Genomic DNA, 23,598 nt, shown 5'->3' with positions numbered 1-23,598 from the left:
CGTGATGGGACCGAGTCTCATCACGGTTGGTCAAAGGAGCACTGCCATGCGCGTATTCGTCACCGGAGCCTCCGGCTGGAACGGCCGCCACCTCGTCGCCGAGCTGCTCGGCGCGGGTCACCAGGTCGTCGGGCTCGCCCGCTCGGACGCCTCCGCCACGTTCGTCGCCGGGCTGGGCGCGGACGTGCTCCGCGGCGGCCTCGACGACCTCGACTCGCTCCGGGCCGGCGCGGACGCCGCGGACGCGGTCGCCCACCTCGCCTTCATCCATGACGACTTCACCCGGATGGACCTGGCGATCGAGGCCGACGCGCGGGCGGTCGCCGCGATCGGCGAGGTGCTGGCCGGCACCGGAAAGCCGCTCGTCACCACCGGTGGCACGCCCGCACTGGGCGGCCGGACCGCGGTCGAGAGCGACTGGAGCCCGCTCGGCAACCCCGGCACCGGCCCTGGCCGGGACGCGAACGCGCGCGCCGCGCTGGCGCTCGCCGACCGCGGCGTCCGGTCGTCCGTGCTGCGGCTGCCGCCCACCGTGCACGGCACCGGCGACCACGGCTTCATCGCCGCGCTGGTCGGGCTGGCCCGGCAGCAGGGCGTGGCCGGCTACGTCGGCGACGGCTCAGCGCGCTGGGCGGCCGTGCACGTCAAGGACGCGGCGCGGCTCTACCGGCTGGCGCTGGAGCACGCGTCGGCCGGCACGGTGCTGCACGGGATCGGCGACGGGGGCGTGCCGGGCCGGGAGATCGCCGCCGCCATCGGTCGCGGCCTGGACCTGCCGGTCGCGTCGGTCCCGGCGGAGTCGCTCGGCTTCTTCGGCATGATGCTCTCGCTCGACTACGCGGCCGCGGCTCCGCGGACCCGCGAGCTGCTCGACTGGAAGCCGGAGCACCCGGGCCTGATCGAGGATCTCGACCTGGGCCACTACTTCGGGCGGTAGCCGATGACCTGCCTGTCCGGCGGATCCCGGCGGCCCTAGAGTGCGAGATGCCGCAGGCTGCGGGAGAGACGGGCCAGCGGCGGGCGGGCCGACGGGTCCTGGTCGAGCGCCGGGAGCAGCACGTCGTCCAGCTCGGCCGCGTCCGGCCGGAGCATGCCGGGCGGCACCGGCGGCGAACCCGGCCGGATGCCGGTCACCGCGCGGTAGACCAGCGCCGCCAGATCGTGCACGTCCGCGGCCGGCCCCGGCTCGTCGCCGCCGGTCCCGGCGAACGCGGCCGCGCCCAGGTCCCGCGGCAGGATCCGGCCGTCCACCGTGACCAGCAGTCCCTCCTCGTGCAGCGCGCGATGCGCGAAGCCACGGGCGTGCAACGCCTCCAGCGCCGCGCACAGCGCCGGAAGCCCACGCCACAAAAGATCAAGAACATGACGGGGGTACGGGACCGCGCCCATCACCTCCGGCAGCGTGCCCGCGGCCGGGAACGCGACGACCAGCGTCTCGCTGCCGGCCCCGGGCACCGCGGCGATCAGGCGGGGCAGGCCGGGCAGGATCCGCAGCCGGTCCATGAGGAGCCCCTGCGCCGCGAGGTCGTCGAGCGCCCGGCCGGCGCCCGGCGTCGGCCGGAACGAGTGCGCCTGGATCAGCCACACGTCACGCGCGACCGGTGTGAGCTGGCGTGCGCGGGCACGGCGCAGTTCGTGCCCGCGATCGGGCGCGGTCTCGACCGTGACCGGATCGTGCAGCAGGAACGCGGCCTGGCCGAGCCGCACCTTGGCGCCGGCCCGCCACGGTCCGCCCGGAGCCGCCGCCGCGCTGCCCAGCGCCGCCGCGATGTCGCCCGGCACTGACGCCATATCGCCCGGCATCGACGCCATGCCGCCCGGAGCTGCTGTCATGGCAGCCGACCCTAGTGGTGGTCGCACGGCGCGCGTCCGATCAGCTCCGATTCGTACCCATTGATGATTTTTTCAGGCAAGGTCGGTGCGGGCCGGCTCCGCGCCGGTCAGGTAGTGCTGCGCGACCTCGCGGCGGCGCTTGTCGACGGCCATGCCGGCCGTGTAGGCCCGCGCGTCCCGCCAGAAGCGGTCGAAGCCCTGCTGCGCCGAGGCCGGCCAGTCGCTGGTGGTCTCGTAGAGGCCGAACGTGACCTCGGTGGCCAGGTCCGCCGCGAGGATCGGCAGGCGCGACACGCGCGCGGCCAGCTCGGCCCGCTCCGGCCAGGTGAGCGTGGGGCGCAGCGCGGCGTCACCCAGCCGCTCGGCCACCCGGTCGGCCAGCTCGCCGGCCGCATCCAGCGCGGCCACCCAGGTGCCGTAGCCGGCGAGCGCGCGGACGCCGGTGGACCGGCCGGTCCGGCAGTACGCCATCGCGCCCTCCGCGATGCCGAGGCAGAGGTGGCCGGCGACCGCTTGGACCGCGAGCCCGAGCAGCGAGGCGCGCGGCGTGGCCCGGTCCGGGTCCATCGAGCAGACGACGTGCTCGGACGGCACCCAGACGTGGTCGTAGCGGACGTTGACGCCGTCCGGGCGCGGCGCCGCGCTCTCCGGCTCGGGCGTGAACGTGACGCCCTTGCTGTCCCGCGGCACGCCGACCAGCAGCGCCTCCGCGCTGTCCGCGACCGCGGCGGCGACCACGGTCATGTCCGCCGCGGCCACGCCGACCGTGGCCAGCCGCGCGCCGGAGAGCCGGTAGCCGTCGCCGTCGGCGGCCAGGTCGAGCGGCGCTGCGCCGGGCACCACGACGTTGCTCCACAGCCACTGGCGCTCGGCCGAGGGACGGCCGAGCAGCTGCTGCACGCGCGGGCCGCCGGCCAGCCAGATCGAGGCGTTGCTGACGTAGTGGTCGCCGAGCAGGTAGCCGATCCGGCCGTCCGCGCGGGCCAGGACGCGGACCGCCGCGAGCGCGGTGCGCCAGGTCAGCCCCGCGCCGCCGTGCGCGGCCGGGGTCAGCAGCGTGAGCAGGCCGTGCTGGCGCAGCAGCTCCGCCTCGGCGACGGGCGGGGCCGGATCACGGTCGGCGGCGCGCCGGGTGTGGCCGTCGATCAGCTCGGCGACCCGCTCGGCGCGGGTCACCCAGGTGCGGTGCTCGGCCTCCCGTTGCTCGGGGGTCGGCGGGCGTCCAGCTTTCACCGCGCCAAATTAGACGATCGGCGGCCCTTTCGGGGGGACACGGCGTGGTTTTTCCAGTCGAGGGGACATCGTCCGATCGCACGACCCCGGTCGTGCATGCGCGTGACCGATACGCTGCCGTGCGTGACCTGGGTTTCCGTAGGCCGGCGGAGACCGGCTCTGCTGCGCAGATTTCCGCTCGGCCGGCCGGATCCGCCACGCCCGCCGTTGTCCACTGAGGAGGAACTGGCTTTCCCGGCGCTCGCCGCGGAGCTGGACCTGCTGCGCCGGGAGCTGGTGCCGCGACTGCTACGGGCCCAGCGGGACGCGGAGCGGCATCAGCGACGGCACCGTCGTCAGCAGACCGTGATGCTGGCGCTGGCGGTGCTGACCGCGGTGGGCGGCGCCGCGCAGGCCGCGTGGGCGTCCTCGCCGTGGCCCGGCGTGGTGACCGGGCTGGCGGCCACCGGCGCCACGGTCTCCGCCGGGTACGCGCTGCGCCGCCGGTCGCTGCCGGAGTTCCAGCGCTGCCGGCGGGAGGCGGAGGCGTTGCGGGCGGTCTACTTCCGGTTCCTGACCGGGACCGCCACGGACCTGATCTCCGCGGTCGCGCGAGCGAGCGATCGTGACTGACCGGGACGAACAGGCGCTGCGGGCCTACCTCCGGCACCGGTACGCGGACCAGTTCGCCTACTACGAGAGCCGCGCCGACGAGTACGCGACCGCACACGGACAGGCCCTGATGGCGAGCACGATGCTGCTGCTGGCAGCCGGTGCGTGCGGCGTGCTGGGCGCGGCGGACATCTGGGCGTTCCGGGCCGGCTGGGGCGTGCTCGCGGTGGCGTTCGCGGGCGCGGCCGCGTTCATCACCGGCTACGACGCGCTGCTCGGTTATGAGCCGATCGGCGGGTTGTACCAGAACACCGCCGACCGGCTGTACGCGTTGCGCGCGATCGAGCCGGACCCGTCCACGGCCGATCCGCAGCAGGTCGCGGCGTACGTGACCGCGGTCGAGAGCGTGCTGTCCCAGGAGCACGTGCGCTGGGAGGAGCTGGTCGACGACCCGCCGGACCGCGCGTAAGGGGCGCCCGCGAAACGATCTCGCGGGCGCCCCTTTCCCCCTTGGCGCGTGCGGCAGGTCTCCGGCGGCGTCAGCCGGCCGTGTAGAAGCGGTACTCCGCGCGGTACGCGACGCCCTGGCGGGTGCCGTCGGTGCAGGCGCCGGCCGGAGCCGCGCCGCCGCTGGTGGAGAGCCGCTGGATGAAGGTGACCTTGCCGAAGACACCGGCGGAGCCGGCGGCCGGCGTGGCCTTGAGCCGCAGCTGCGGGATGGAGCCGGTCACCGGGGAGGTGCCGTCGCCGGTGGCGGTGACGAGCGAGCCGTCCTCGACGGACTCCCAGCTCGGGCCCTTGAAGTGGATGGCCGTGGTCGGACGGTTGTTGACCAGGCCGGTCATCGTGGCGACCGGCTCGGTGAAGACCCATGCGCCGGCGGTGCAGGTGTAGACCTGCTGGCCGCGGGCCTGCATGACGCCGATCAGCCGGTTGCCGGCCGGGACCGCGATCTCCGTGGGGATCTTCGGGCCGCCGCGGCCCTGCGCGGAGACGTCGGCGGCGGACAGGTCCGCGGCGGGCGCCTGCTCCGCCGCGTTCGCGGTGGCGAGCGTGCCGCCGATCAGCGCCGCGGCGACGGCCACGGCCGCACCGATCTTGATCGTGCGCGACTTGGTCTTGTTCACGTGTCCTCCAGGGGACAGTTCCGGGTCAGTTGCAGCGGCGCCCCGTGGATGCTCCGGTGAACGCCGCCGCCACCCAACACGGATGAGCGACCATCCGCGGTTCAGGCTCGGACGAAATTAATGCGAATATTTTTGAGCCGTGAACCATTTTCACGAAATCGGCCCGCGCCATTACGGGCAACCATTCATCGGTACGCCGACACATCTCCCGACGCCTTTCACGCTGCGTGTCCGCGAAAGCACACCCTGGTCACCGTGTCCGGAAAATGGTGAAAAAGTGTCCGGACAGCCGGGAATAAGTGTCTGCTGTGTGTAGTGAATCGTCGCAGCATCCGGGAGCGAACCAAAGGCTCAGCCGGGTGATTCGTCGGCGCTCGTCCGGCGTCGGCGAATGAATTTACCGACCCGAGAGGTGACACACTCTTGCGCACAATCGTCCGTCTGGCCGCGCTCGCCGTGCTCGGCCCCGCCGCTGCCTCCGGCCTGGCGCTGGCCGCGACCGCGTCCTCCGCCTCCGCCTCCTCCGCCTCGGTCCGGACCTCCGTGTTCGAGGCGCAGGTCGTGTCACAGACGAACGCGGCCCGGGTCCGGGCCGGCTGCGAGAAGCTGCGGGTCAGCCGGTCCCTGGCCAAGGCCGCGGAGTCGCACAGCAGGGAGATGGCGCGCCGGGACTTCTTCAGCCATACCGGCGCCGACGGCAGCCGCTTCACCCAGCGCACCAAGGAGGCCGGCTTCACCTCGCAGCCGATGGGCGAGAACATCGCGTGGGGCTACAAGAACGCCGAGGGCGTCACGCGTGGCTGGCTGCGCAGCCCGGGGCACCGCCGGAACATGCTCAACTGCCGGTCCACGCTGATCGGCGTGGGCGCGGTCCGCAACTCCGACGGCGTCCTCTACTGGACGCAGGAGTTCGGGAAGTAGCCATTCGTGAGGGGCCCGGCCGGGCCCCTCACACCGCGGCGTGCAGCTCCGCCTTCACGGTCGGCAGCGTCAGCACGAAGCTCGCACCGGACGGCTGGTGCGGCCGGTACTCGACGGCCCCGTCGTTCGCGAGCGCGAGCTGCCGGACGATGTAGAGCCCGAGCCCGGTCCCCTTCTTCGTCGGCGCCACGCCGCTGCTGGCGCGCGCGAAACGATCGAACAGGTGCGGCACGAAGTCCTCGGGCACGCCCTCGCCGGAGTCGCTCACCTCGATCTCGACGCCGCCGCCGCCGAGCGCCCGCGCGCGTACCGCCAGTGGCGGCTCGCCGTACTTGAGTCCGTTGCCGACCAGGTTGACCAGCATCTGGTGCAACTGGCGCGGGTCCGCGAAGACGCGCAGCTGCTCGTCGACGGACACGCTCACGCCGGCGCGTTCGCCGGCGGTCAGATGGGCCAGCGCCTCGGTGACCACGTCCGCCACGGTCAGCGGCGCCGGGCGGGCGAAGAGCGTGTCCGCGTCGACCTGGGTCAGCGTGAGGATCTCCTCGACGTACCCGCTCATGCTCGCGGCCGTGGCGGCGATCCGGTCGACGTCGCGCCGCTTGGCCCGGTCGTCCGTGTCCTCCCACATGTCGGTGAGCAGCTCGCAGTAGCCGGCGATGGTGGCGATCGGCTGCCGCACGTCGTGGGTGAGCATCGCGACCATGTCGGCCACCCGCTGGTTCGCCGCCTGCAGACCCGCGTTCGCGGACTGCAGGTCACGCGCACGGACGGCCAGCTCCTCCCGGTACGCCCGCTGCTCCTCCTGCCGGCGCGCCCGCTCCGAGACGTCCAGCAGCTGCGTGCTGAAGTGCACCGGCTCGCCCGCCTCGTCCCGGATGATCGTGCTGGTCACCTCGACCGGCACGGTCCGCCCCGACGTGTGCCGCAGCCGGACCGTAGCGGTGAACCCCGGGATCTCGCCGGACATCGCGCGGGCCGCGAGCAGGGAGATGCTCTGCGCGTCGTCCGGGTGCAGGATGCCGGGCCACCCACCGGGCGGCAGCGCGCCCGGCTCGTGGCCGAGCAGCGTGCCGAACGCCCGGTTCACCCGCTCGATCTCACCGTCCGTACGCGTGACCACCATGCCGAGCAGACTGTTGTCGAACAGCCCGCGGAACTCGGCCTCGCTGGCACGCAGCGCGGCGCGGTTGCGCGCGGCGCGGGCCGCGGTGAAGACCGCGACCAGGCCCAGGCCGCCGAGCCCGGCCGTGGTCGACTGGACCGCGAGGTTCGCGGTGATGATCGGGCCGTACAGGTCGGCGGTGGGGACGGAGGCGACCAGCATCCGGCCGCCGGAGACGTCCTCGGCCACGAAGTACCGTTCCGCGCCGGCCGTGCCGTAGAGACCGCGGTCGCCGTCCCTCAGCGCCTCGGCGACCGCGCGGTCCTGGTTCTCGATCAGCGCCCAGCGGACCGCGTTGTCGTCGTTGCTGCCCTGGACCCGGCCCGCGGCGTCGATCAGGTAGACCTTCGCGCCGGAGATCGAGGTCGTGTGCTTCAGGTAGCGGCCGAGCGGGCTGGACGGCCCGTTGTCGCGACCGGCCAGGCCGGCGACCGCGCCCGCGGCGTACTGGATCCGCTCGTCGAAGCGGTGCCGCATCTCCGCCTCACCACGCTGCTCGACCCAGAGCGCGCCCCAGGTGGCGACCGCGCAGGACGCGAACCACACGGCCAGCGGCAGGGCGAGATGACGCCACTCTGATCTGACGAATCGGCTGAGCACCCGGGCCGTACCCCCTCGAACTGCTAATAGGAAAGCTCGGCCGCGGCGATGCGGTGGAGGTCGATGTGCGGCATCATGCGGCCCTGTTCCTCGGTGCCGATCTTGACGAGGGGGCTGTTGCTCAGCGACAGGCCGGAGTACTCGTTCTCGCCGCCGGACTCCTCCCACACCGAGTCCTCGATCGCGTGCAGCGCCGGGACGATGAAGCCGACCGCGCTGCTCGAACCGTCGTCGCGCTCCACGGCCACGAGCAGCACGCGGGACGTGTCCGGGTTGATCTCCTCGTACCGGCCGAGCAGCGTGGGCAGGCAGAGCAGCGGCACGGACGTACGACGGTGGGTGAAGACGCCCTTGATCACGCCACCGCTGTCGAGCGGGATGACCTCGCGGGGGTACGGCAGGATCTCCCCGATCTGGGACAGCAGCGTCGCGGTCTCCACACCCACGTTGTAGGTCAGGAACTTCCGCACGCTCTGCACCACGTGCCGGCCCTCGTGGGTACGCTGCGCGCCGACCGTGCGCGGCTGCTCCTCGGAGGCGGGCGGCCCGTCCGTCACGGCCGCGGCCTTGCGCGGGTCGAGCGGCAGGCCGAGCGCGGCGAGCGCGTCCAGCTCCGCGTCCCGGCGCATGGCGTCGCCGTCGACCATGACGTACTGGCGGGCGCCCTCGTACTGCAGCACGCCGGAGATGAACTCGGACTTCGGCATGCCGAGCGGCGGCAGCGGCAGCACGTCCGCGTTCGGCACGGAGGCGATGTGCGCGACGTCGTTGACGGTGAGCACGATCAGGCCGCGGGGCAGCGCGAGCACGACGCCACGCAGCGTGCCGCCCTCGCTCATCCCGCCGAGGCCGAGCAGCCCGAGCGGGTCGACCGCGGGCACGGCGTGGCCGTGCAGGTGCACGACGCCACGGCAGGCCGGCCCGTCCAGCGGCGAGGAGCGGACGGTCAGCGTCGGGATGACCGAGTGGACGTCGTCGACCTCCATCGCGAGACCGATCTCGCCGCAGGTTATGAGCATGACGGTGCGGCGGGACGCGTCCGCGACCACGCCCTCGGCCTCGACCGGCACGCCGCGCGGCCCGGTGTCCCGGACCACCGGCATGCCGGGCAGCGCCGCGATCGCCTCCGCGTCGAGCAGCGAGACCACGGCGTCGTCGTCCGGCCGCTCGAAGCTGTGCGAGAAGAGCGACGGCAGGTCACCGCCGACCGTCATCCGCATGAGCGCGTCGCCGGACACCCGGCTGACGCCCTCGATCTCGTCCGCGATCAGGCCGAACACGCGGCCCTGCTGGGCGACGATCACGATGACCTGGTCGCCGGTGGCGTCCTCGATGCCGGTGAGCCGGCGCAGGTCGAGCACCGGGATGACCAGGTGCCGCAGATTCACGGCGCCGACCAGGCCGGGCGCACGCGCGGGCAGCGGGCTGAACTCGGGCGGGCACGGGATGACCTCGCGCAGCTCGGTGAGCGGCAGCGCGACCCGGATGCGATCGATGCGGAAGACGCCGAAGAGCGTGTCCGCGCTCGCGTGCAGGCCGGCGAAGTCGGACTGCGGGTCGAACATGGTGGTGGTCATGACTTGCCGCTCGACTCGAGCACCTGCTCGGCCTGCTCGTGGTTGTTGCCGGGCCCGGTGAGCTCGTTGATCAGGCGGGTGACCGTGACGGACGCGGACTGCTGCTTCTGCGTGGAGTCCGCGATCCGCCGGATCGACTCGCCGGTGGAGGCGACGCTCTTCAGGATGTCCGCGAACGCGGCCTGGGCGCGGTGCGAGACCTGCGAGCCCTGGCCGACCCGGGCCGCGGACTCGTGAATCAGGTTGCTGATCTCGCGGGCGGCCTCGGAGGAGCGCTCCGCGAGCTTGCGGACCTCGCCGGCGACGACGGAGAAGCCGACGCCGTGCTCGCCCGCGCGGGCCGCCTCGATCGAGGCGTTGAACGCGAGCAGGTTGGTCTGGCCCGCGATCTCGCTGATCACCTTCACGATCGCGGCGATCTGGTCGGACGACTTCTCGATCAGGTCGATCGCCTCGATCGACTTGCGCAGCTCCTCGAAGCCCTGCTCCGCGTTGCTCTGCGTCTCGCCGGCCAGGCCGCTGGCCTGCTGCGCGTTCGCCACGATCTCGTCGATCGAGTCGGCCAGCGCCTTGATCGAGGTGGCCATGTCCCGGGTCTTCGTGGTCAGGCGTTGCTCCAGCTCGACCTGCTCGGTGATGTCGTGCGCGTACTTGACCACCTTGATCGGCTCGCCGCGCATGTCGAAGATCGGGTTGTAGCTGGCCTGGATCCACACGCTGCGGCCGTACTTGCCGACCCGGTGGAAGCGTCCGGCCAGGTACTCGCCCTTGCGCAGCCGCAGCCAGAAGTCGCGGTACTCGGCCGAGGTGATGTAGTCGCTGTCGCAGAGCATGCTGTGGTGCTGGCCGACCAGCTCGCGCAGCGAGTAGCCGAGCGCGCGCTGGAAGTTCTCGTTCGCCGCGAGGATCGTCCCCTCCAGGTCGAACTCGATGACGGCCTGGGCGCGGTTGATCGCACGGTCCTTGCCGACGAACTCCGCGTTGCGGATCTTCGCGTCCGTGATGTCGACCGCGTACTTGACGATCTTGTAGGGCCGGTTGTCCAGGTCGAAGATCGGGTTGTACGTGGCCTGGATGTAGACGTCCCGCCCGCCCTTGGTGCGGCGGCGGTACTCACCGGCGTCGAAGTCGCCGCGGGACAGCTTCTCCCAGAACGCGGCGTACTCGGAGGACTTCGACTCCTCCTCGTCCACGAACATCCGGTGGTGCTTGCCACGCACCTCCTCCAGCGAGTACCCGAGCAGGTCGAGGAAGTTCTGGTTGGCCGCGAGCACGCGCCCCTGCAGGTCGAACTCGATCACGGCCTGCGCGCGGGAGATCGCGTTGACCTTGCCCTCGAACTCGACGTTGCGGGTCTTCTGATCGGTGATGTCGCTGGCATACTTGACCACCTTGAACGGGTGCCCGGCCATGTCGAAGATCGGGTTGTAGCTGGCCTGCAGCCACACCTCCTTGCCGCCCTTGCCGACCCGCTTGTACTCGCCGCTCTCGAACTCGCCGCGGCCGAGCCGCTGCCAGAACTCGCGGTACTCCCCGCTGGACGAGGTGGCCGCGTCGACGAACATCCGGTGGTGCTTGCCGACGATCTCCGACTCGGAGTAGCCCATCGTCTCCTGGAACAGCTGGTTGGCGCGCAGCACGTTGCCCTTGAGGTCGAACTCGATCACGGCCTGGGAGCGGTCGATCGCGGAGACCTTGCCCTCGAACTCCGCGTTGCGGATCTTCTGTTCGGTGATGTCGATCGCGTACTTGACCACCTTGAACGGGCGGCCGTTCAGATCGAAGATCGGGTTGTACGTGGCCTGCAGCCAGATCTCCTTGCCACCCTTGCCGACCCGCTTGTACTCGCCGGACTCGAACTCGCCGCGGGCCAGCGCCTGCCAGAAGTTGCGGTAGGCGGCGCTGCGGCCCTCCTCCTCCTCGACGAACATCTTGTGGTGCTGGCCGACGACCTCGTTCAGCTCGTACCCGGTGGCGTTGAGGAAGTTCTGGTTCGCGTCCAGGATCAAGCCGGAGAGATCGAACTCGATCACCGCCTGCGCACGGGAGATCGCGTTGACCTTGCCCTCGAACTCCGCGGTGCGCAGCTTCGTCTCGGTCACGTCCATCGCGTACTTGACGACCTTGAACGGGCGCCCGTCCAGGTCGAAGATCGGGTTGTACGACGCCCGGATCCACAGCTCCCGGCCACCCCGGCCGACGCGCTTGAACTCGCCGGACTCGAACTCGCCGGACCGCAGCCGATCCCAGAACTTCTCGTACTCCGGACTGTTGGCGTAGGACTCCTCGCAGAGCACGCGGTGCTGCTTGCCGACCACCTCGCCGAGCGAGTAGCCGACCAGGCCGAGGAAGTTCTCGTTCGCGTGCAGGATCGTGCCGGTCAGGTCGAACTCGATCACGGCCTGGGCGCGGTCGATCGCGGCGTACTTGCCCTTCAGCTCGCCGATCTGCCGCCGGTCCTCGGTGATGTCGTACGCGGTGACCAGCACCGTGTCGGACAGCTTCGTCTCCGGCGGGATCTCGACCGGCGCGGCCGAGGCGGACGACGCACCGGTGGAGGTGGCCGCCTCCTTCGCGGCGGCGGCAGCAGCGGCCGCGGTGGAGACCGCGGCCTTCGCGGGCGCGGCCTTGGCCGGCGGGGCGGCGGTCTTGGCCGGCGGTGACACCGGGCCGCAGTTGAGGCGCAGCCAGCGCTGCCGGTTGTTGCCGTCGGAGATCGAGGTGACCTGCTCGATGAACTCGCCGCGCGCGGCCGTCTCCAGCATCCGGTCGACCAGCGGGCCGGGCATCTTCCACAGGTGCTCGAGCTTGATCCCGACGACCTTGTTGATCGGCATGTCGGCGACGTCCAGCACGCGCTGGTTCACCGCCAGGATCGAGCCGGACTTGGCGTGCAGCGTCAGCACCAGGCGTTCCTGTAGCAGCAGGCGCAGCGCCGCGCCCTCGAGCATCATGCCGCTCTCGGCGTTGATCAGCGAACCGGATTCAGCCACTGTGTTGCTCCCTTTCGGCGCGGTTCCCGCCCTGCTCTCGGAGGTCTCATCGGCAACCGAAAGACAACCTTGAGACAACCGGGCCGCAACCGTTCAGAAGTTGCCTCTCCGGCTCTCAGCAGGTTAGGTCCCCTCCCCCGGCTGATTCACATAAATCCGGAAATGTCCGGCGAATCGCGAGTAATCGCGTTGTCCGCCGGTTGCCGTTCGGTGCCGGTCTCAGGGCACCCCCGGCATCCCCGATAGGGCTCGTCGCCGCCGCAAACGGCACCCCCACGCACGCTCCCCCTATCGAAGGTCCTCATAACCATGCGCGCCCACCTCGCCCGGCGCGGGACTCGACGAACCGTCACGATCGTCGCGCTCGCCGCCGTCACGCTCTCCGTCGCCGCCGTCGGCGCCATCGCCACGGTCCACCCCAAGCCGAAGCCGTACAACGCCCGCGCCATCACCGTCACCTCCGGCGCTCCGGACGCCGCCAGCGCCGAGGGCGTCGCCGACGGCACCGGCAGCACGACCGCGCCCGGCTGGACCGCCGCCTCCAGCGCCGGCCCGGTCACCGTGCGCCGCGTCCCGCGCGTCTCCGGCCCGTTCACCGCGAAGACCGCGATGGAGCTGTCCCGCACCGCCGTCGGCCCCGGCTCCGGGTCCGGCTGGGCGTTCGCGCTGGTCCCGATGCGCGACCCGCAGAAGTTCTTCACCGCCGGCAAGGTCTACCGGATGGAGGCGTGGGTGCGCGACACCCGCGCGTCCAGCGCGTCGATCGGCATGCTGCTCGCCAACGGCAACTACGGGCACCGCCCCGCCGACGCCGCCGTCTACGGCAAGTACAACGACGCCGGCTGGCACCTGATCACCCGCACGTTCGTGGCGAGCGCCGCCGGCTGGTCCGACACCGCCGTCTACCTCGGCCTGCCCGCCACCGGCGCGTTCACGTTCGAGGTCACCGGCGTGAGCGTCAAGGAGTACGCCGCCGCGCTCCCCGCCAAGACCGACACGCTTCCCGAGAAGGTCGTATCGTTCACCGGCAAGGCCGGCACCGCGCCGTCCGCGTCCCAGTGGAACTACGAGACCGGCGGCAACGGCTGGGGCAACGACGAACTCCAGACGTACACCACCAGCACCGACAACGCGTCCCTCACCGGCACCGGCAAGCTCGCCGTCACCGCACGCCGCCAGACCGTGCGCGGCGCCGACGGCATCACCCGCGACTACACCAGCGCCCGCCTGACCACCGAGGGCAAGGTCGTCGTCGAGGCCGGCTCCTACGTCGAGGCCGAGATCACCGCCCCAGTCGGCGCCGGCGTGTGGCCCGCCTTCTGGACCGTCGGCGTCAACACCCGTACCCAGGGCTGGCCCGCCGCCGGCGAGCTCGACATCCTGGAAGGCTGGGGCGCCACCCCCACGCTCGCCCACAGCGCCATGCACATGGCCAAGGCCGGCGCCCCCAAGACCGACCTCCCCTACGGCTGGGGCGAGGCCGGCGGCACCACCGACATCCGCGAGTCCCTCGACGCCCGCCCCCACCGCTACGGCGTCTACTTCGACCGCAACGTCGTCCGCTTCTACATCGACCGCAAACCCACCATGACCGTCTGGGCCGCCGACGCCATCTCCTCCGGCCGTACCTGGCCCTTCGGCAGCGACCAGTTCCTCGTCCTCAACGTCGCCGTCTCCAACGGCACCAATCCCGTCACCGCCCCCTTCCCCAAGACCATGACCGTCGGCGAAATCACCATCCACGAGGGCGGCACCCCCTTCTGACCCCCACGCCCGGCACAGCACCCCCGCTGTGCCGGGCCTCCCTCTATCCCAAACAAAACCCCCGAAAGCAGACTTACCCGCTTCCGGCGTGGTCCGGCAGCGGGAAAATGAACTAGATCTAGATCTTGAGCCTAATGAAGTTCCGCGTCGATGCGATCCAGAATCTCGGGGCCGGAGGACCGGAACTTCCGGGCAAAGAGACGCCGGTTCTCGCCACCGGCGGACGGCCCCGCGGGCGTCAGCGGCGGCGCCCAGCGGGCGGCCTTCAACCGGTCGAAGTCGGCTTCGGTGAGCCAGGGTGGGTGGTGGCCGTCGGGGCTGGCGGACCAGTCGATGTACCAGGCGCCGGCCTCGCACACCGGCAGCGCCTCGCTTCCGGCCAACGCCGGGCTGGCCAGCATGGTCGGGACGAACGTCTCCTCGGGGATGAGCGTGGTACGCCAGAAGCGCATCAGGTCCGGCCGCGAGTCGACCAGGTCGAGCAGCAGGCGGGCGTGATCGGCGGAGTAGATCTTCCAGTGGCCGCCGGCGCGTAGGGAGAGTTCCGCGGGGATCTCGCGCGGCCACGGCCACCGCAGCGGCACGCCGCCGAGGTGCAGGACCGCGTCGCGGCGGGTGAGGTAGCGGCGGTTGAGACGCCAGAGTCCGCCGTCCGGGTGGCGCGGGGTGCTCCAGCGGGGCAGCGGGAGCGGCAGGTTCGTGATCCATGATCGGCCCTGCCAGACCGCGAGCTCCCGGACCAGGTCCGCGACGCCGGTCAGCGGGTAGCAGGCGCCGGAGAGTACGGCGATGTGCCGGGCGTCGACGCCTCGCACAGCGGCACGCAGCGCGGTCAGTTCGGCCTGTACCAGCGACCAGCTGGCCAGCGCGGTCCTGACCCGGTCGACGACCGTGACCCGGGAAGGCAGTCCGGCGGTCATCGCACGGCAGACCGTGGGCGGCGTGCGCGCATCGCAGTGCAGGAAGATCGGTACGTCGTCGAGCGTGCCGATCAGGCGACGGACCTGGGCGGGGTCGGCGTGGGCGAGCAGGACGACGGAGAGCGGCTCGGTCATGAGGCGGCCCGGCAGGCGCAGGCGTCGGGTGTCACGCAGACGCACCGGGGGCCGACTGGACCGGCGGCGGCGATCGCCGCCGATGCAACGCCGACCGGCGCGGAACCGGCGGCTCCCGGCGCCGCCCCACGTCCTGCCGATCGTGACGTGCCACGTCGCAGCCCCGCCAGGATGCGGAAGAACCAGACGACCGTCCCGAGGACCAGCGCCGCGCGCACCGCCAGGAACAGCCGCGTGTCCGGGACCGCCGCGACCGCGAGGCTGACCAGGACCGACCCCGCGATCAGCGCCCGCAACCGCCCCGGCGTCGGCCGGACCGGCGTCGTGACGGCGGCCCCTCGGCGCAGCCCCAGATAGAGCAGCCCATAAGCGGCCACCGTCGCGAGCGCCGCCCCGGCCAGCCCGAACGGCGGCAGCATCAGCCGGTTGAGCAGCAGATTCGCGACCGCGGCAGCGCAGACCGCCACCGCGACGACGCCGGTGTGACCGGCCGCGACCAGCGCTCGATGCAGCGCCAGCTGGGCGGCGAACGGCACGGCCGCGATCACGATGAGCGAGAAGACCCAATACAGATCTTCCGGCCGGTACGACGGGGGCGCCCACACCCGCAGCACGAACGGCGCCCCGATCGCGACGCCGGCCACCAGCGGCACCAGCAGCCGGTAGAGCAGGTCACGGCTGGCCGCGAGCACGGCCGCGCGGTCCCCGTCCTCCGCGAGCGCGAAGAAGCGCGGCATCCACGCCGTGTTGAGCACGCCCAGCAGCAGGATCGGACCGGAGGCGACGTTGTACGCGACCTGGTAGCGCGCCACCGCGTCCGCCCCCAGCTCCGCCTGGATCATGAGCCGGTCCGCGGTGGAGAGCACGAGCAGTCCGAGCACGGCCGGCACCAGCGGCATCGCGTAGCCGAGCGCGGCCTTCAGCATCGGAAGATCCGCCAGGCGCAGCAGCAACGGGGGCGCGAGTGCGAGCCCGGCCAGCGCGGCCACGCCCTGCAGCAGCGCCTGCCCGATCAGGAAACTCTCCGCGGCCGGCCGTGCGAGCGCGACGAATCCGAGGCTGGCGGCCTCGGCCACGGCCGACTGCAGCAGGCTGACCAGTGCGAACGCGGCGAGTCGGTCCTGGCTGCGGAGCAGTCCGAGTGAGGCGTTGGTGACGGCGGAGAGGCCGGCCCAGACGATCGCGAGCCGCAGCGCGGGCATCTCGGCGGCGAGGCCGAGCGGGCGGGCCCAGCCGGCGGCGGTGGCGAGCGCGAGCGCGGTGACGGCCAGCGCGAGCACGATCGCGAGCGTGACGATCCGGCGGGCGTCCGAGGGGCCGCCGGCGCGTGCGTGGGCGCGCTGGACCGCGGTCTGCAGGCCGAAGCCGCCGACCACGAACAGGACCTGCATGACCGTGTTCGCGGCCGCGACCGTGCCGAACTCGCCGGTGCCGAGGAAGCGGGTGAGCACCGGCGTGATCAGTGCGGCGCAGCCGAGCTGTACGGCCCAGAGCACCATGTAGAGCGAGTCGCGGCCGAACAGCCGGGACATGTGGGTGTCGACGCTCATGCCGCCTCCTCCGCTTCGCTCCCCCGTCGGCATGAGTTCAGGCACTGCGCCGATGATTCGCTCGCAAGCTCGCTCATGCCGCCTCCTCCGCTTCGCTCCCCCGTCGGCATGAGTTCAGGCACTGAGCCCATGATTCGCTCGCAAGCTCGCTCATGCCGTCGCCCGGTACGCGAAGACGACGGTGTCGCCGGAGCGGAACGCGACGGACCAGCCGGGTGCGGCCGCGAACGCGTCGCGCAGCGCGGCGAAGTCGTCGCGGGTGTGCAGCCCGTACTCCCAGCCGTAGAGGGAGGTGACCGGCGACCAGAGCGCGTAGAGGCGATCGGTCTTCCAGTTCGCCTGCGTGTCCGCGTACTCCTCCAGCAGCGTGGTGAGCCGGGGAACCGCCTGCGACGCGGTCTCGCCGGCCGGCCGGTCCGCCGGTGGGTCGAGTTGGGGCCGGTAGACGGAGACGTGCGTGCGTTCCCTGGTCGGCGGCACGCTGGGAAGGTCGCCGGCGCCGAGGATCAGCATCCAGCTGCCGCGCGGCTGGGCCAGGAAATACTGGAACGCGGCCCGGTCGCCGGGCCGGCTGACGTTGGTGGCGTCCATGCTGAACGCGGCCGTGACGAACGTGGCGGTGAGCGCCGCGGTCGTGGCCAGCAGGTACGGCCACCGGCGCGCGGTGAACGCGCCCGCGGCCAGCATCGCCAGCCACGGGATGCCGAAGAGCGCGGCCCGGAAGATGCCCTCGTTGCCGTACGCGTTCCCGGCGATGATGGCCAGCCCGACCGCGGGACAGGCTGCCATCGCCCAGGCGCGCTCGTCCCGGAGCCGGGTGAGCAGCACGCCGGCCGCGACGAGGCCGAGCAGCACGATGCCGGCGGAGAGCGCGACCACGCTGACCGTGACGATCGGGAGGCGTTCCAGGTCGTCGGCCGCGGTGGTGCGCGGTGGCCGGAAGTTGGTGGCGTTGCCGACGCCGTGCAGGCTGAGATAGCCGGCGACCGCGGAGAAGTGGGCGAGCGTCCAGACAATGGCCGGGACCAGGATGGCGGCGGGCGTCCACCACGGTCTGACCTGCCGGAATGCGACGAGCACGATGAGGATGCCGCCGGTGATGAACGGGCTGAGCTGATGGGTGACCGCAAGAACGCACCCCACCACCACCAATAACCGAATATTTCCTGCTAAAGCAAGGCTGAAGGCCAGCAGTCCGAGCACGAAGCCGAGCGACTGCGGCGAGAAGTAGTCCGCCCCGATCGGGTCCGCCAGCACGGCCAGCGCGACCGCCACCCACGCCTGGTACGGCGAGGAGAGCATCCGCCCGGCCAGGTGCCGCAGCGCGACCACCCGGAACACCGCGAGCAGCGGCGGCCAGGCGATGGCGAGGCGCATCGGATCGCGTACCCCGGCCGCGTCGCAGAGCCAGGCCACGGCCGCGAAGAACCCGGGCCACGCGTTGTACGCGTTGACCGACGACTCCAGCACGCCGCTCGCCCGGATCTGCTGCACCAGCTCGACGTGCTTGTTCGCGGACTGGGAGCGCGGCCCGTCGTAGACCAGCGCGGGCGTCACGGTGAGCGTGAGCGCCAGCACCAGCACCGCGACCGCGAGCCCGGTCTGCCCGCGGTCGCGCGACGTGGCCAGGCCGATCAGGATGAGCGCGAGCCCGGCGTACCAGACCGGTCCGATCTGGGCCAGGAACCCCCACAGGCCCGGGTCGAGGTGCCGGTGGGTGAGCGCGGCGAACAGGCAGAGCGCGCCGCCGAGCACCGCGACCAGCCCGTCCACCGGCGGCAGCACCGGTCTCTCCCGGTAGAGCGCGAGCCCGTGCGCCACCGCCGCGGCCGCGCTGAGCAGCACGAACAGCACGACGGGGTGCCACAGTCCGGTCAGCAGCAGGCCGATGCCGGCCACGACCGGCAGGCCGAGCCCGGTCAGCGCGGTCAGCGCGAGCCGGGTGCCGCAGCCGAGCCCGGTGGTCAGCGCCCACGGCGCGGACCCGAGCCCGACCAGCGCGAACGCGAGCAGCGCCACGCTGCGACCGCCGGGCTCGCCGCACAGGTGCAGCAGCCCGGCCAGCGGCAGCAGCACGAGGCTGCCGGCGGAGAGCGCGAGGCGGGTGGTGACGTCCGGGTCCGCGGTGCGGACCGTGCGCAGCGTGGTCACGGCGTCAGCCCGGCGCGACGGGCGCGCAGGTAGAGGAACGGTCCGGCGAGGTAGCCGGCGAACTCGCGGCGCAGCGCGGCCCGGGGCGCGGCCACGCCGTCGAGCCGGCGGTGCGTGTCGCCGCGGACCCGGGCCAGCCGCAGCAGCCCGGCCGGGATGCGTCGCAGCAGGTCACGGCGGGTGTCGCGGGTGAGCGCGAGCTTGGTGAGGTAGGCGGTGAGGCCGGTGCCGTACCCGTACATCTGGCGGAGCAGGGACTCGTGGTCCGCCCGGTGGTGGTGCCAGACGACCGCGGCCGGCTGGTAGGCGATCGCGTGCCCGGCGCGCAGCACCCGCACGAACGCGTCCAGGTCCTCGCCGCCGCGGGTCGGCGATCCGGCGCCGAGCGCCTCGTCGAACCCGCCGATCGCCATGGTCCGGTCGCGGTGGAACGCCACGTTCGCGCCGGTCCCGAAGATCCCGGCGGAGTAGGGGTAGAGCGGCCCGCCGTCCGTCCGCAGGTCGTAGAGCCGCGGCGCGACCCGGCCGGACCAGCCGGAGTTGCGGGCGTCGAAGTATGCCTCGGCCGCGTTCCCGATCGACGCGGTGCAGACCAGCCCGGTCACGCAGGCGACGTCCGCGCGGGTCGCGAAGCCGCGGACCAGCCCGTGCACCCAGCCGGCGTCCACCGACACGTCGTCGTCCGTGTAGGCCACGTAGGTCCCGCGCGCCACCTCCAGGCCCTTGTTCCGGGCCGGGGACAGGCCGGGACGCGGCTCGCACACGTACCGGAACCGTTCGTCCCGCGCGGTCAGCGCCGTGACCAGCCGCTTCGTCGAGTCGTCCGACGGCGCGTTGTCCACGACCACAAACTCCAGCCGGGGGTACGCGATGCGCGCCAGACGATCGAGGCAGGCACCGAGCTGGTCCGCGCGGTCCCGGGTGCAGACGACCACGGTGACGTGCGCGTCCTCGACCGCCCGGTTCGGGCAGGCCGGCCCGCCCGGTCCGGGCCGCTGCCCCACGGCCGGGGGTGCGCCCTCGGCCGCCAGGTGTTCCAGCACCTTCGGGCCGAACTTCCGCCACGCGCCCTCGACCAGCGCGTCCACCGGCGTACCGGCCGGGCGCGTGAGGTAGCCGAGCGGTTCGCCGTGCAGCCGGACCAGCACGCGCATCGCCGACTCGCCGTTCCCGGGGACGACCGAGACCGGGCCGTCCGATCCGGACAGCTCGAACTCGCAGCACCACACCCCGGCGGGCTTCTCCACGGACAGCGTCGCGGTCATCGCGCACCGCCGTCGAGCAGCGTGGCCAGGTGCGCGCCGGCCTCCTCGGTGTTGCGGGCGAACACGAGGCCGGGCAGGGCATGCAGGTACGCGTCGTACGCCGCGGAGATCTTCCCGGAGCAGTTGTCCAGCGCGACCACGGGGATGCTCATCAGCGCGCCCAGCACGGCCGCATGCAGCCGGTCGGTGACCACGACCCGGCCCTGGGAGAGCACCGCGCGGGCACGCTCCACGTTGTGCTCCGCGATCGCGTCGAACGTGCGCTCCACCGTGCCCTGCAGCGGCCCGCGCAGCGAAGGCACGTGCCTGGCCAGCGCGGACGGCGCACGCAGCAGGTCCCAGCGCAGCCGGTCCGTGCCCCGGAATCCCCAGTCGGTGCGCAGCGTGGTGGCGCCGCGCGGCACGACGATGCGATGGTTTCCGGTCTGCTCGCCGTCCGTGCGCATCAGCAGCACGACGTCGTGGGTGACCGGTCCGGTCCGCGTCTGCGGTCCCACGCCGGGCGCGAGGTCGGGGCAGAATTCGGTGCGTACGCCCGGAAACGCGTCCCGGGCACGGCCCAGGCTGGTCTCGTCGCGCAGCAGCAGCGTCAGGTCCGGGTGGGCGTGGAACGCGGCGCTGGCACGGCTGCGCCGGGTCCGGTCCCGGAAGTCCATGGACTGTGGCAGCTGGACGATCGGCCGGTCCGGGTGCTCGCGCAGCAGGCGTTCGCGGAAGTCCTGGCGCAGCGGCCAGAGGTCGCCGAGATTTCCCCCGCCCTGAATGAAGATCGGCCCCGCCGGATGCCGTTTGCGCAGTACCGTGGGGCTGTAGGTCCGGTCATCGGCCAGATACCGCACCACGAGGCCGAGCCGCCGCAGATGGGCCATCTGTCCAAGATGGATCAGCGAGTCGCCGGCGTTGTCGTGAGCGGGGAAGTCGAGCAGCGCGACGTGCGTGCCGCCGGGCAGCAGATCCTGCAGGATCGCTCCCGTCCGCGCGGTCAGTGCGCGGACGGGATCGTCAAGGCGGGCGTCGGTCACCGTGTGACCCTCCAAACGTCACTCAGGTGTCGTCTCATCGATCGGTCCTTCCGGCGCGGGCCCCCGCGATGCCGGCCGGCTGACCGGCCAGGTAGCCGAGGACGGTCACGGTCAGGCCGGCCAGGATCGCGCCGGACCGGAGCAGTCCGCTGGGCCGCCGGATCGCGCCGGCGAGACCGAGGGCCACGCCGCGCGGCAGGACCCGGCGGACGTACCGGCGTTCGGACGCGAGCGCGTCGCCCGGCCCGGTCAGCGCCGCGACCGCGCGCTTGGAACGGCCCTCGTGGTAGCAGCGGCGCAGGAAGTAGCCGAAGCGCTGCCGTTCCGTGGGTACCAGGTGGTCCACCCTGGCTCGCGGGTCGAAGACCACGGCCGCGTGGGTGTGCCGCCGCGTCAGGCGGATGCAGAACTCCGTCTCCTCGCAGCCGACCGGGAGCGTGCCGATCCGGCCGACGACCTCGGAGAAGCCGCCGACCTCGGAGAAGCAGGCCCGGCGGACCGCCATCGACGCGCCGATCGGGTTGCGGACCGGCGCCGGCACCGTGGGCAGGCCGCGATAGCCGCAGCCGACCACCCAGCCGAACTCCGGCGGGAACCAGCGCGGCGCGGCCCCGCCGGCCCAGCGCGGCGCGACCGCGGTGCCGACGACCTGCACGGCCGGGTCGCCGAAGCCGGCGCGGACCCGGTCCAGCCAGCCGTCCGCGGCGGTGGCGTCGTCGTCGAGGAACGCGACGACCGGGCAGTGGCTGAGCCGGACGCCGGTGTTGCGCGCGCCGGACAGGCCGCGCGGCCCGGCGCTGGCGACCGTGTGGACGCCGGGGATCTCCCGGTCCACCCGGGACAGCAGCTCCGGATTGTGGTCGACGACCACGATGAGCTCGTCGTGCGGCGCGAGCTGCGCGGTGACGGAGGCGCAGGCGGCGACGAGGTCGCCGAAGCGCCGCTCGTGGTAGGTGCAGATGACGACGCTGATCGCGGGCGTGCCCGTACCCTCGCCTGTTCTTGCTTGTTCCTCCGGCGCGAGCAGGGTCACGAGACCCCTCTCGCACCCGCGCGGGCGGGCTTGCGACCGGAGGCGGCGGCGCGCGTGCGCATCGACGCGGAGACGCGGTGCCGGCGCCCGGCCACGGTCGCGGCCGCGGCGGCCACCTCGACCTCCAGGTTCGGGATCGGGCGGCGCGGCCATTCGCGCATGATGGTGCGCAGCACGCGGAGCCCGTCCGTGATCGCGTTGAGGTTGCTGACGCCGTGGATGCGCCGGTGCTCGTAGCTGGCGACCTCCTCGATGCGCAGCCCGGCACGCGCGACGCGCAGGTTCAGCAGCGTCTCGATCTCGAAGCCGTCGCCCCAGAGCCAGACGCCGGACGCGGGCCGCGGCGTGGTGTGGTCGAGCCCGAAGATCGGCAGGTGGGCGGCCCAGAACGCGTTGTAGCCGTAGCAGAGATCGCTGTAGCGCGTCCGGAACAGCACGTTGACGAACAGGCTGAGCGCCTTGTTGCCGAGCCGCCGGATTCCCGTGATGTCCGCGCTGCCCCCGCTGGCTACGAACCGGGTTCCCTTGGCGAAGTCCGCACCTCGGCGGAGCGCCTCGACGAAGCGCGGGATCTCACCGGGATCGGTGGACCCGTCTGCGTCGATCATGACGATGATGTCGCCCTTGGCGGCCGCGAATCCACAGGCCAGGGCGTTTCCTTTCCCCTTGCGGTTCTGCTGGACGACCCGGATGCCGGGCATGAGGCGTCGCGCGGTCTCGACCGTGTCGTCCTCGGAGCCGCCGTCGACGAGGATGACCTCGTCCACGTCCGGCATCGAGCCGAGCACGTGCGGCAGGTTCCGGGCCTCGTTCAGCGCCGGAACGATCACGCTCACCGTAGGAGGCGGCGCGTGATGGTGATATTGCATGGCATCTCCAAACCACCGGTGTTGTAGGTGCATGCCGTCACGCTGTGTGCCGTGACCGTTACAGAGTAGGCGGGGCACATCGGTGGAGAGCGCACGAATCACAGGTAATGCCTGCAAGGTATCGCGGTCCAGGCGAAGTGGACCCAAGCGATAAACCGCCCCAATTACCCGCGTTTGGACAAATCACACGTGGGTCGGCGGATAAATTCAGGGGTAGCGGACGGACAGCCCGCCGGCCAGCAGCGCGAACGCGTCGTCGGCCGCGGCGAGCGCGCCCGGGTAACGCGCCTGCGCGCTGACGCCGGCGGCCAGGTGCCGCCAGTTCTCCCGGGCCAGGATGCGGCGGACCGTGACGATCTGGCCCGCGGCGACGAGATCCACCGGCTCGGGCGTGTCGCCCAGCGCCTCGGCCAGCGACTCCTCGTCCGCGGCGGCGTGCGCGGCCACGCGGCCGGCCAGGGCCGGCGTTTCGAAGATCAGCCGGTGGTACGCCAGCACCTGTGGATGATCGTTGAGCCCGGTCACCGGGTCGCGGGCGTCGAGCCCGTGCTGGAAGTGCGCGTGCAGCGCGGCCAGCGGGGACGTGCCGGAGGACCGCCCGAGGACCACACGGGCGAGCTCGCCGGCGTGGTCGGCGATCCGGTGCAGCGCCAGGTCCTCCTTGGAGGCGAAGTACTTGAACAGCGTCGGCTTGGAGACCTCGGCGACGGCCGCGACCTCGGCGACGGAGACCCGGTCGTAGCCGCGCTCCAGGAACAGGCCGATCGCGGCGGCGGAGAGGGCGTCACGGGTGCGCTGCTTCTTACGCTCGCGCAGGCCCATTTCGCTCTCGATCACGCCGCTCAGCGT

Annotated in this window: 19 protein-coding genes; 5 read left to right on the top strand and 14 right to left on the bottom strand. The window is 72.3% G+C overall.

From position 1 onward, the window contains the following. Nucleotides 1-46 precede the first annotated feature (46 nt). The gene (locus OP04_RS13000; protein WP_033339779.1) at nt 47-937 is read left to right on the top strand and encodes an SDR family oxidoreductase; all 891 of its coding nucleotides are present in this window, start codon (nt 47-49) and stop codon (nt 935-937) included. A gap of 35 nt (nt 938-972) precedes the next feature. Here OP04_RS13000 and OP04_RS12995 read toward each other — a convergent pair whose 3' ends face one another. Next, entirely contained in the window at nt 973-1,833 is an 861-nt protein-coding gene (locus OP04_RS12995) for a protein kinase family protein (protein ID WP_157239764.1), read from the bottom strand. A 72-nt stretch (nt 1,834-1,905) separates the two neighbouring features. Beyond that, on the bottom strand, nt 1,906-3,066 hold the full coding sequence (locus tag OP04_RS12990) for an acyl-CoA dehydrogenase family protein (RefSeq protein WP_157239762.1): 1,161 nt from the start codon (nt 3,064-3,066) through the stop codon (nt 1,906-1,908). A gap of 123 nt (nt 3,067-3,189) precedes the next feature. On the opposite strand from OP04_RS12990, the gene OP04_RS12985 reads away from it, so the two are divergent. Together OP04_RS12985 and OP04_RS12980 are read left to right on the top strand one after the other, a co-directional pair. Next, nucleotides 3,190-3,678 (top strand): DUF4231 domain-containing protein, encoded by a 489-nt coding sequence (locus OP04_RS12985; protein WP_157239760.1) that lies wholly within the window; start codon nt 3,190-3,192, stop codon nt 3,676-3,678. Then, a complete protein-coding gene (locus OP04_RS12980) occupies nt 3,671-4,126 on the top strand; it encodes an SLATT domain-containing protein (protein ID WP_033339776.1) in 456 nt (151 codons plus the stop codon). Before OP04_RS12985 ends, OP04_RS12980 begins: the two co-directional genes overlap by 8 nt. Before the next feature lie 70 nt (nt 4,127-4,196). On the opposite strand, the gene OP04_RS12975 is transcribed toward OP04_RS12980, so the two are convergent. Then, entirely contained in the window at nt 4,197-4,784 is a 588-nt protein-coding gene (locus OP04_RS12975; protein WP_051797739.1) for a DUF3455 domain-containing protein, read from the bottom strand. A gap of 423 nt (nt 4,785-5,207) precedes the next feature. Between OP04_RS12975 and OP04_RS12970 the strand changes: the two genes are divergently transcribed. Continuing rightward, entirely contained in the window at nt 5,208-5,705 is a 498-nt protein-coding gene (locus OP04_RS12970) for a CAP domain-containing protein (RefSeq protein ID WP_033339775.1), read from the top strand. Between the two features lie 28 nt (nt 5,706-5,733). Here the strand turns inward: OP04_RS12970 and OP04_RS12965 are convergent, their stop codons facing one another. From OP04_RS12965 to OP04_RS12955, 3 genes are read right to left on the bottom strand one after another with little or no spacing between them, the layout of a single operon-like run. Then, the gene (locus OP04_RS12965; RefSeq protein WP_033339774.1) at nt 5,734-7,470 is read right to left on the bottom strand and encodes a sensor histidine kinase; all 1,737 of its coding nucleotides are present in this window, start codon (nt 7,468-7,470) and stop codon (nt 5,734-5,736) included. 23 nt (nt 7,471-7,493) lie between these two features. After that, on the bottom strand, nt 7,494-9,047 hold the full coding sequence (locus OP04_RS12960) for a chemotaxis protein CheW (protein WP_033339773.1): 1,554 nt from the start codon (nt 9,045-9,047) through the stop codon (nt 7,494-7,496). After that, the gene (locus OP04_RS12955; RefSeq protein ID WP_157239756.1) at nt 9,044-12,040 is read right to left on the bottom strand and encodes a methyl-accepting chemotaxis protein; all 2,997 of its coding nucleotides are present in this window, start codon (nt 12,038-12,040) and stop codon (nt 9,044-9,046) included. Before OP04_RS12955 ends, OP04_RS12960 begins: the two co-directional genes overlap by 4 nt. 309 nt (nt 12,041-12,349) lie before the next feature. On the opposite strand from OP04_RS12955, the gene OP04_RS49585 reads away from it, so the two are divergent. Further along, on the top strand, nt 12,350-13,804 hold the full coding sequence (locus tag OP04_RS49585; RefSeq protein WP_051797736.1) for a glycoside hydrolase family 16 protein: 1,455 nt from the start codon (nt 12,350-12,352) through the stop codon (nt 13,802-13,804). 131 nt (nt 13,805-13,935) lie between these two features. Here OP04_RS49585 and OP04_RS12945 read toward each other — a convergent pair whose 3' ends face one another. From OP04_RS12945 to OP04_RS12910, 8 genes are all read right to left on the bottom strand, one after another. Beyond that, nucleotides 13,936-14,859, bottom strand: coding sequence for a beta-1,6-N-acetylglucosaminyltransferase (locus tag OP04_RS12945; protein WP_033339772.1), 924 nt, complete (start codon nt 14,857-14,859; stop codon nt 13,936-13,938). Further along, nucleotides 14,856-16,409: a lipopolysaccharide biosynthesis protein gene (locus tag OP04_RS12940; RefSeq protein WP_033339771.1), complete on the bottom strand. Its 1,554-nt coding sequence runs from the start codon at nt 16,407-16,409 to the stop codon at nt 14,856-14,858. Before OP04_RS12940 ends, OP04_RS12945 begins: the two co-directional genes overlap by 4 nt. Before the next feature lie 150 nt (nt 16,410-16,559). Beyond that, nucleotides 16,560-18,560: a hypothetical protein gene (locus OP04_RS12935; RefSeq protein WP_033339770.1), complete on the bottom strand. Its 2,001-nt coding sequence runs from the start codon at nt 18,558-18,560 to the stop codon at nt 16,560-16,562. Next, nucleotides 18,557-19,825, bottom strand: coding sequence for a glycosyltransferase (locus OP04_RS12930; RefSeq protein ID WP_033339769.1), 1,269 nt, complete (start codon nt 19,823-19,825; stop codon nt 18,557-18,559). The genes OP04_RS12935 and OP04_RS12930 overlap by 4 nt, the downstream gene beginning before the upstream one ends. Then, entirely contained in the window at nt 19,822-20,847 is a 1,026-nt protein-coding gene (locus OP04_RS12925; protein WP_157239751.1) for a polysaccharide pyruvyl transferase family protein, read from the bottom strand. Before OP04_RS12925 ends, OP04_RS12930 begins: the two co-directional genes overlap by 4 nt. A gap of 34 nt (nt 20,848-20,881) precedes the next feature. Then, nucleotides 20,882-21,880 (bottom strand): glycosyltransferase family 2 protein, encoded by a 999-nt coding sequence (locus OP04_RS12920; RefSeq protein ID WP_198153805.1) that lies wholly within the window; start codon nt 21,878-21,880, stop codon nt 20,882-20,884. Then, entirely contained in the window at nt 21,877-22,716 is an 840-nt protein-coding gene (locus OP04_RS12915; protein ID WP_232323565.1) for a glycosyltransferase family 2 protein, read from the bottom strand. The genes OP04_RS12920 and OP04_RS12915 overlap by 4 nt, the downstream gene beginning before the upstream one ends. A 240-nt stretch (nt 22,717-22,956) precedes the next feature. Further along, a complete protein-coding gene (locus OP04_RS12910; RefSeq protein WP_232323564.1) occupies nt 22,957-23,586 on the bottom strand; it encodes a TetR/AcrR family transcriptional regulator in 630 nt (209 codons plus the stop codon). Nucleotides 23,587-23,598: the final 12 nt, after the last annotated feature.

Origin of the sequence: Catenuloplanes japonicus (genome assembly GCF_000717135.1) — a bacterium.
Taxonomy (GTDB): domain Bacteria; phylum Actinomycetota; class Actinomycetes; order Mycobacteriales; family Micromonosporaceae; genus Catenuloplanes; species Catenuloplanes japonicus.
The sequence above is the reverse complement of the archived record's forward strand: the minus strand, read 5'-3'. Positions and strand labels throughout refer to the sequence as shown.

Coding starts and splice junctions, on each gene's coding strand:
- OP04_RS13000 (WP_033339779.1), top strand. CDS start 47: ATGCGCGTATTCGTCACCGGAGCCTCCGGCTGGAACGGCCGCCACCTC.
- OP04_RS12995 (WP_157239764.1), bottom strand. CDS start 1,833: ATGACAGCAGCTCCGGGCGGCATGGCGTCGATGCCGGGCGATATGGCG.
- OP04_RS12960 (WP_033339773.1), bottom strand. CDS start 9,047: ATGACCACCACCATGTTCGACCCGCAGTCCGACTTCGCCGGCCTGCAC.
- OP04_RS49585 (WP_051797736.1), top strand. CDS start 12,350: ATGCGCGCCCACCTCGCCCGGCGCGGGACTCGACGAACCGTCACGATC.
- OP04_RS12945 (WP_033339772.1), bottom strand. CDS start 14,859: ATGACCGAGCCGCTCTCCGTCGTCCTGCTCGCCCACGCCGACCCCGCC.
- OP04_RS12940 (WP_033339771.1), bottom strand. CDS start 16,409: ATGAGCGTCGACACCCACATGTCCCGGCTGTTCGGCCGCGACTCGCTC.
- OP04_RS12930 (WP_033339769.1), bottom strand. CDS start 19,825: ATGACCGCGACGCTGTCCGTGGAGAAGCCCGCCGGGGTGTGGTGCTGC.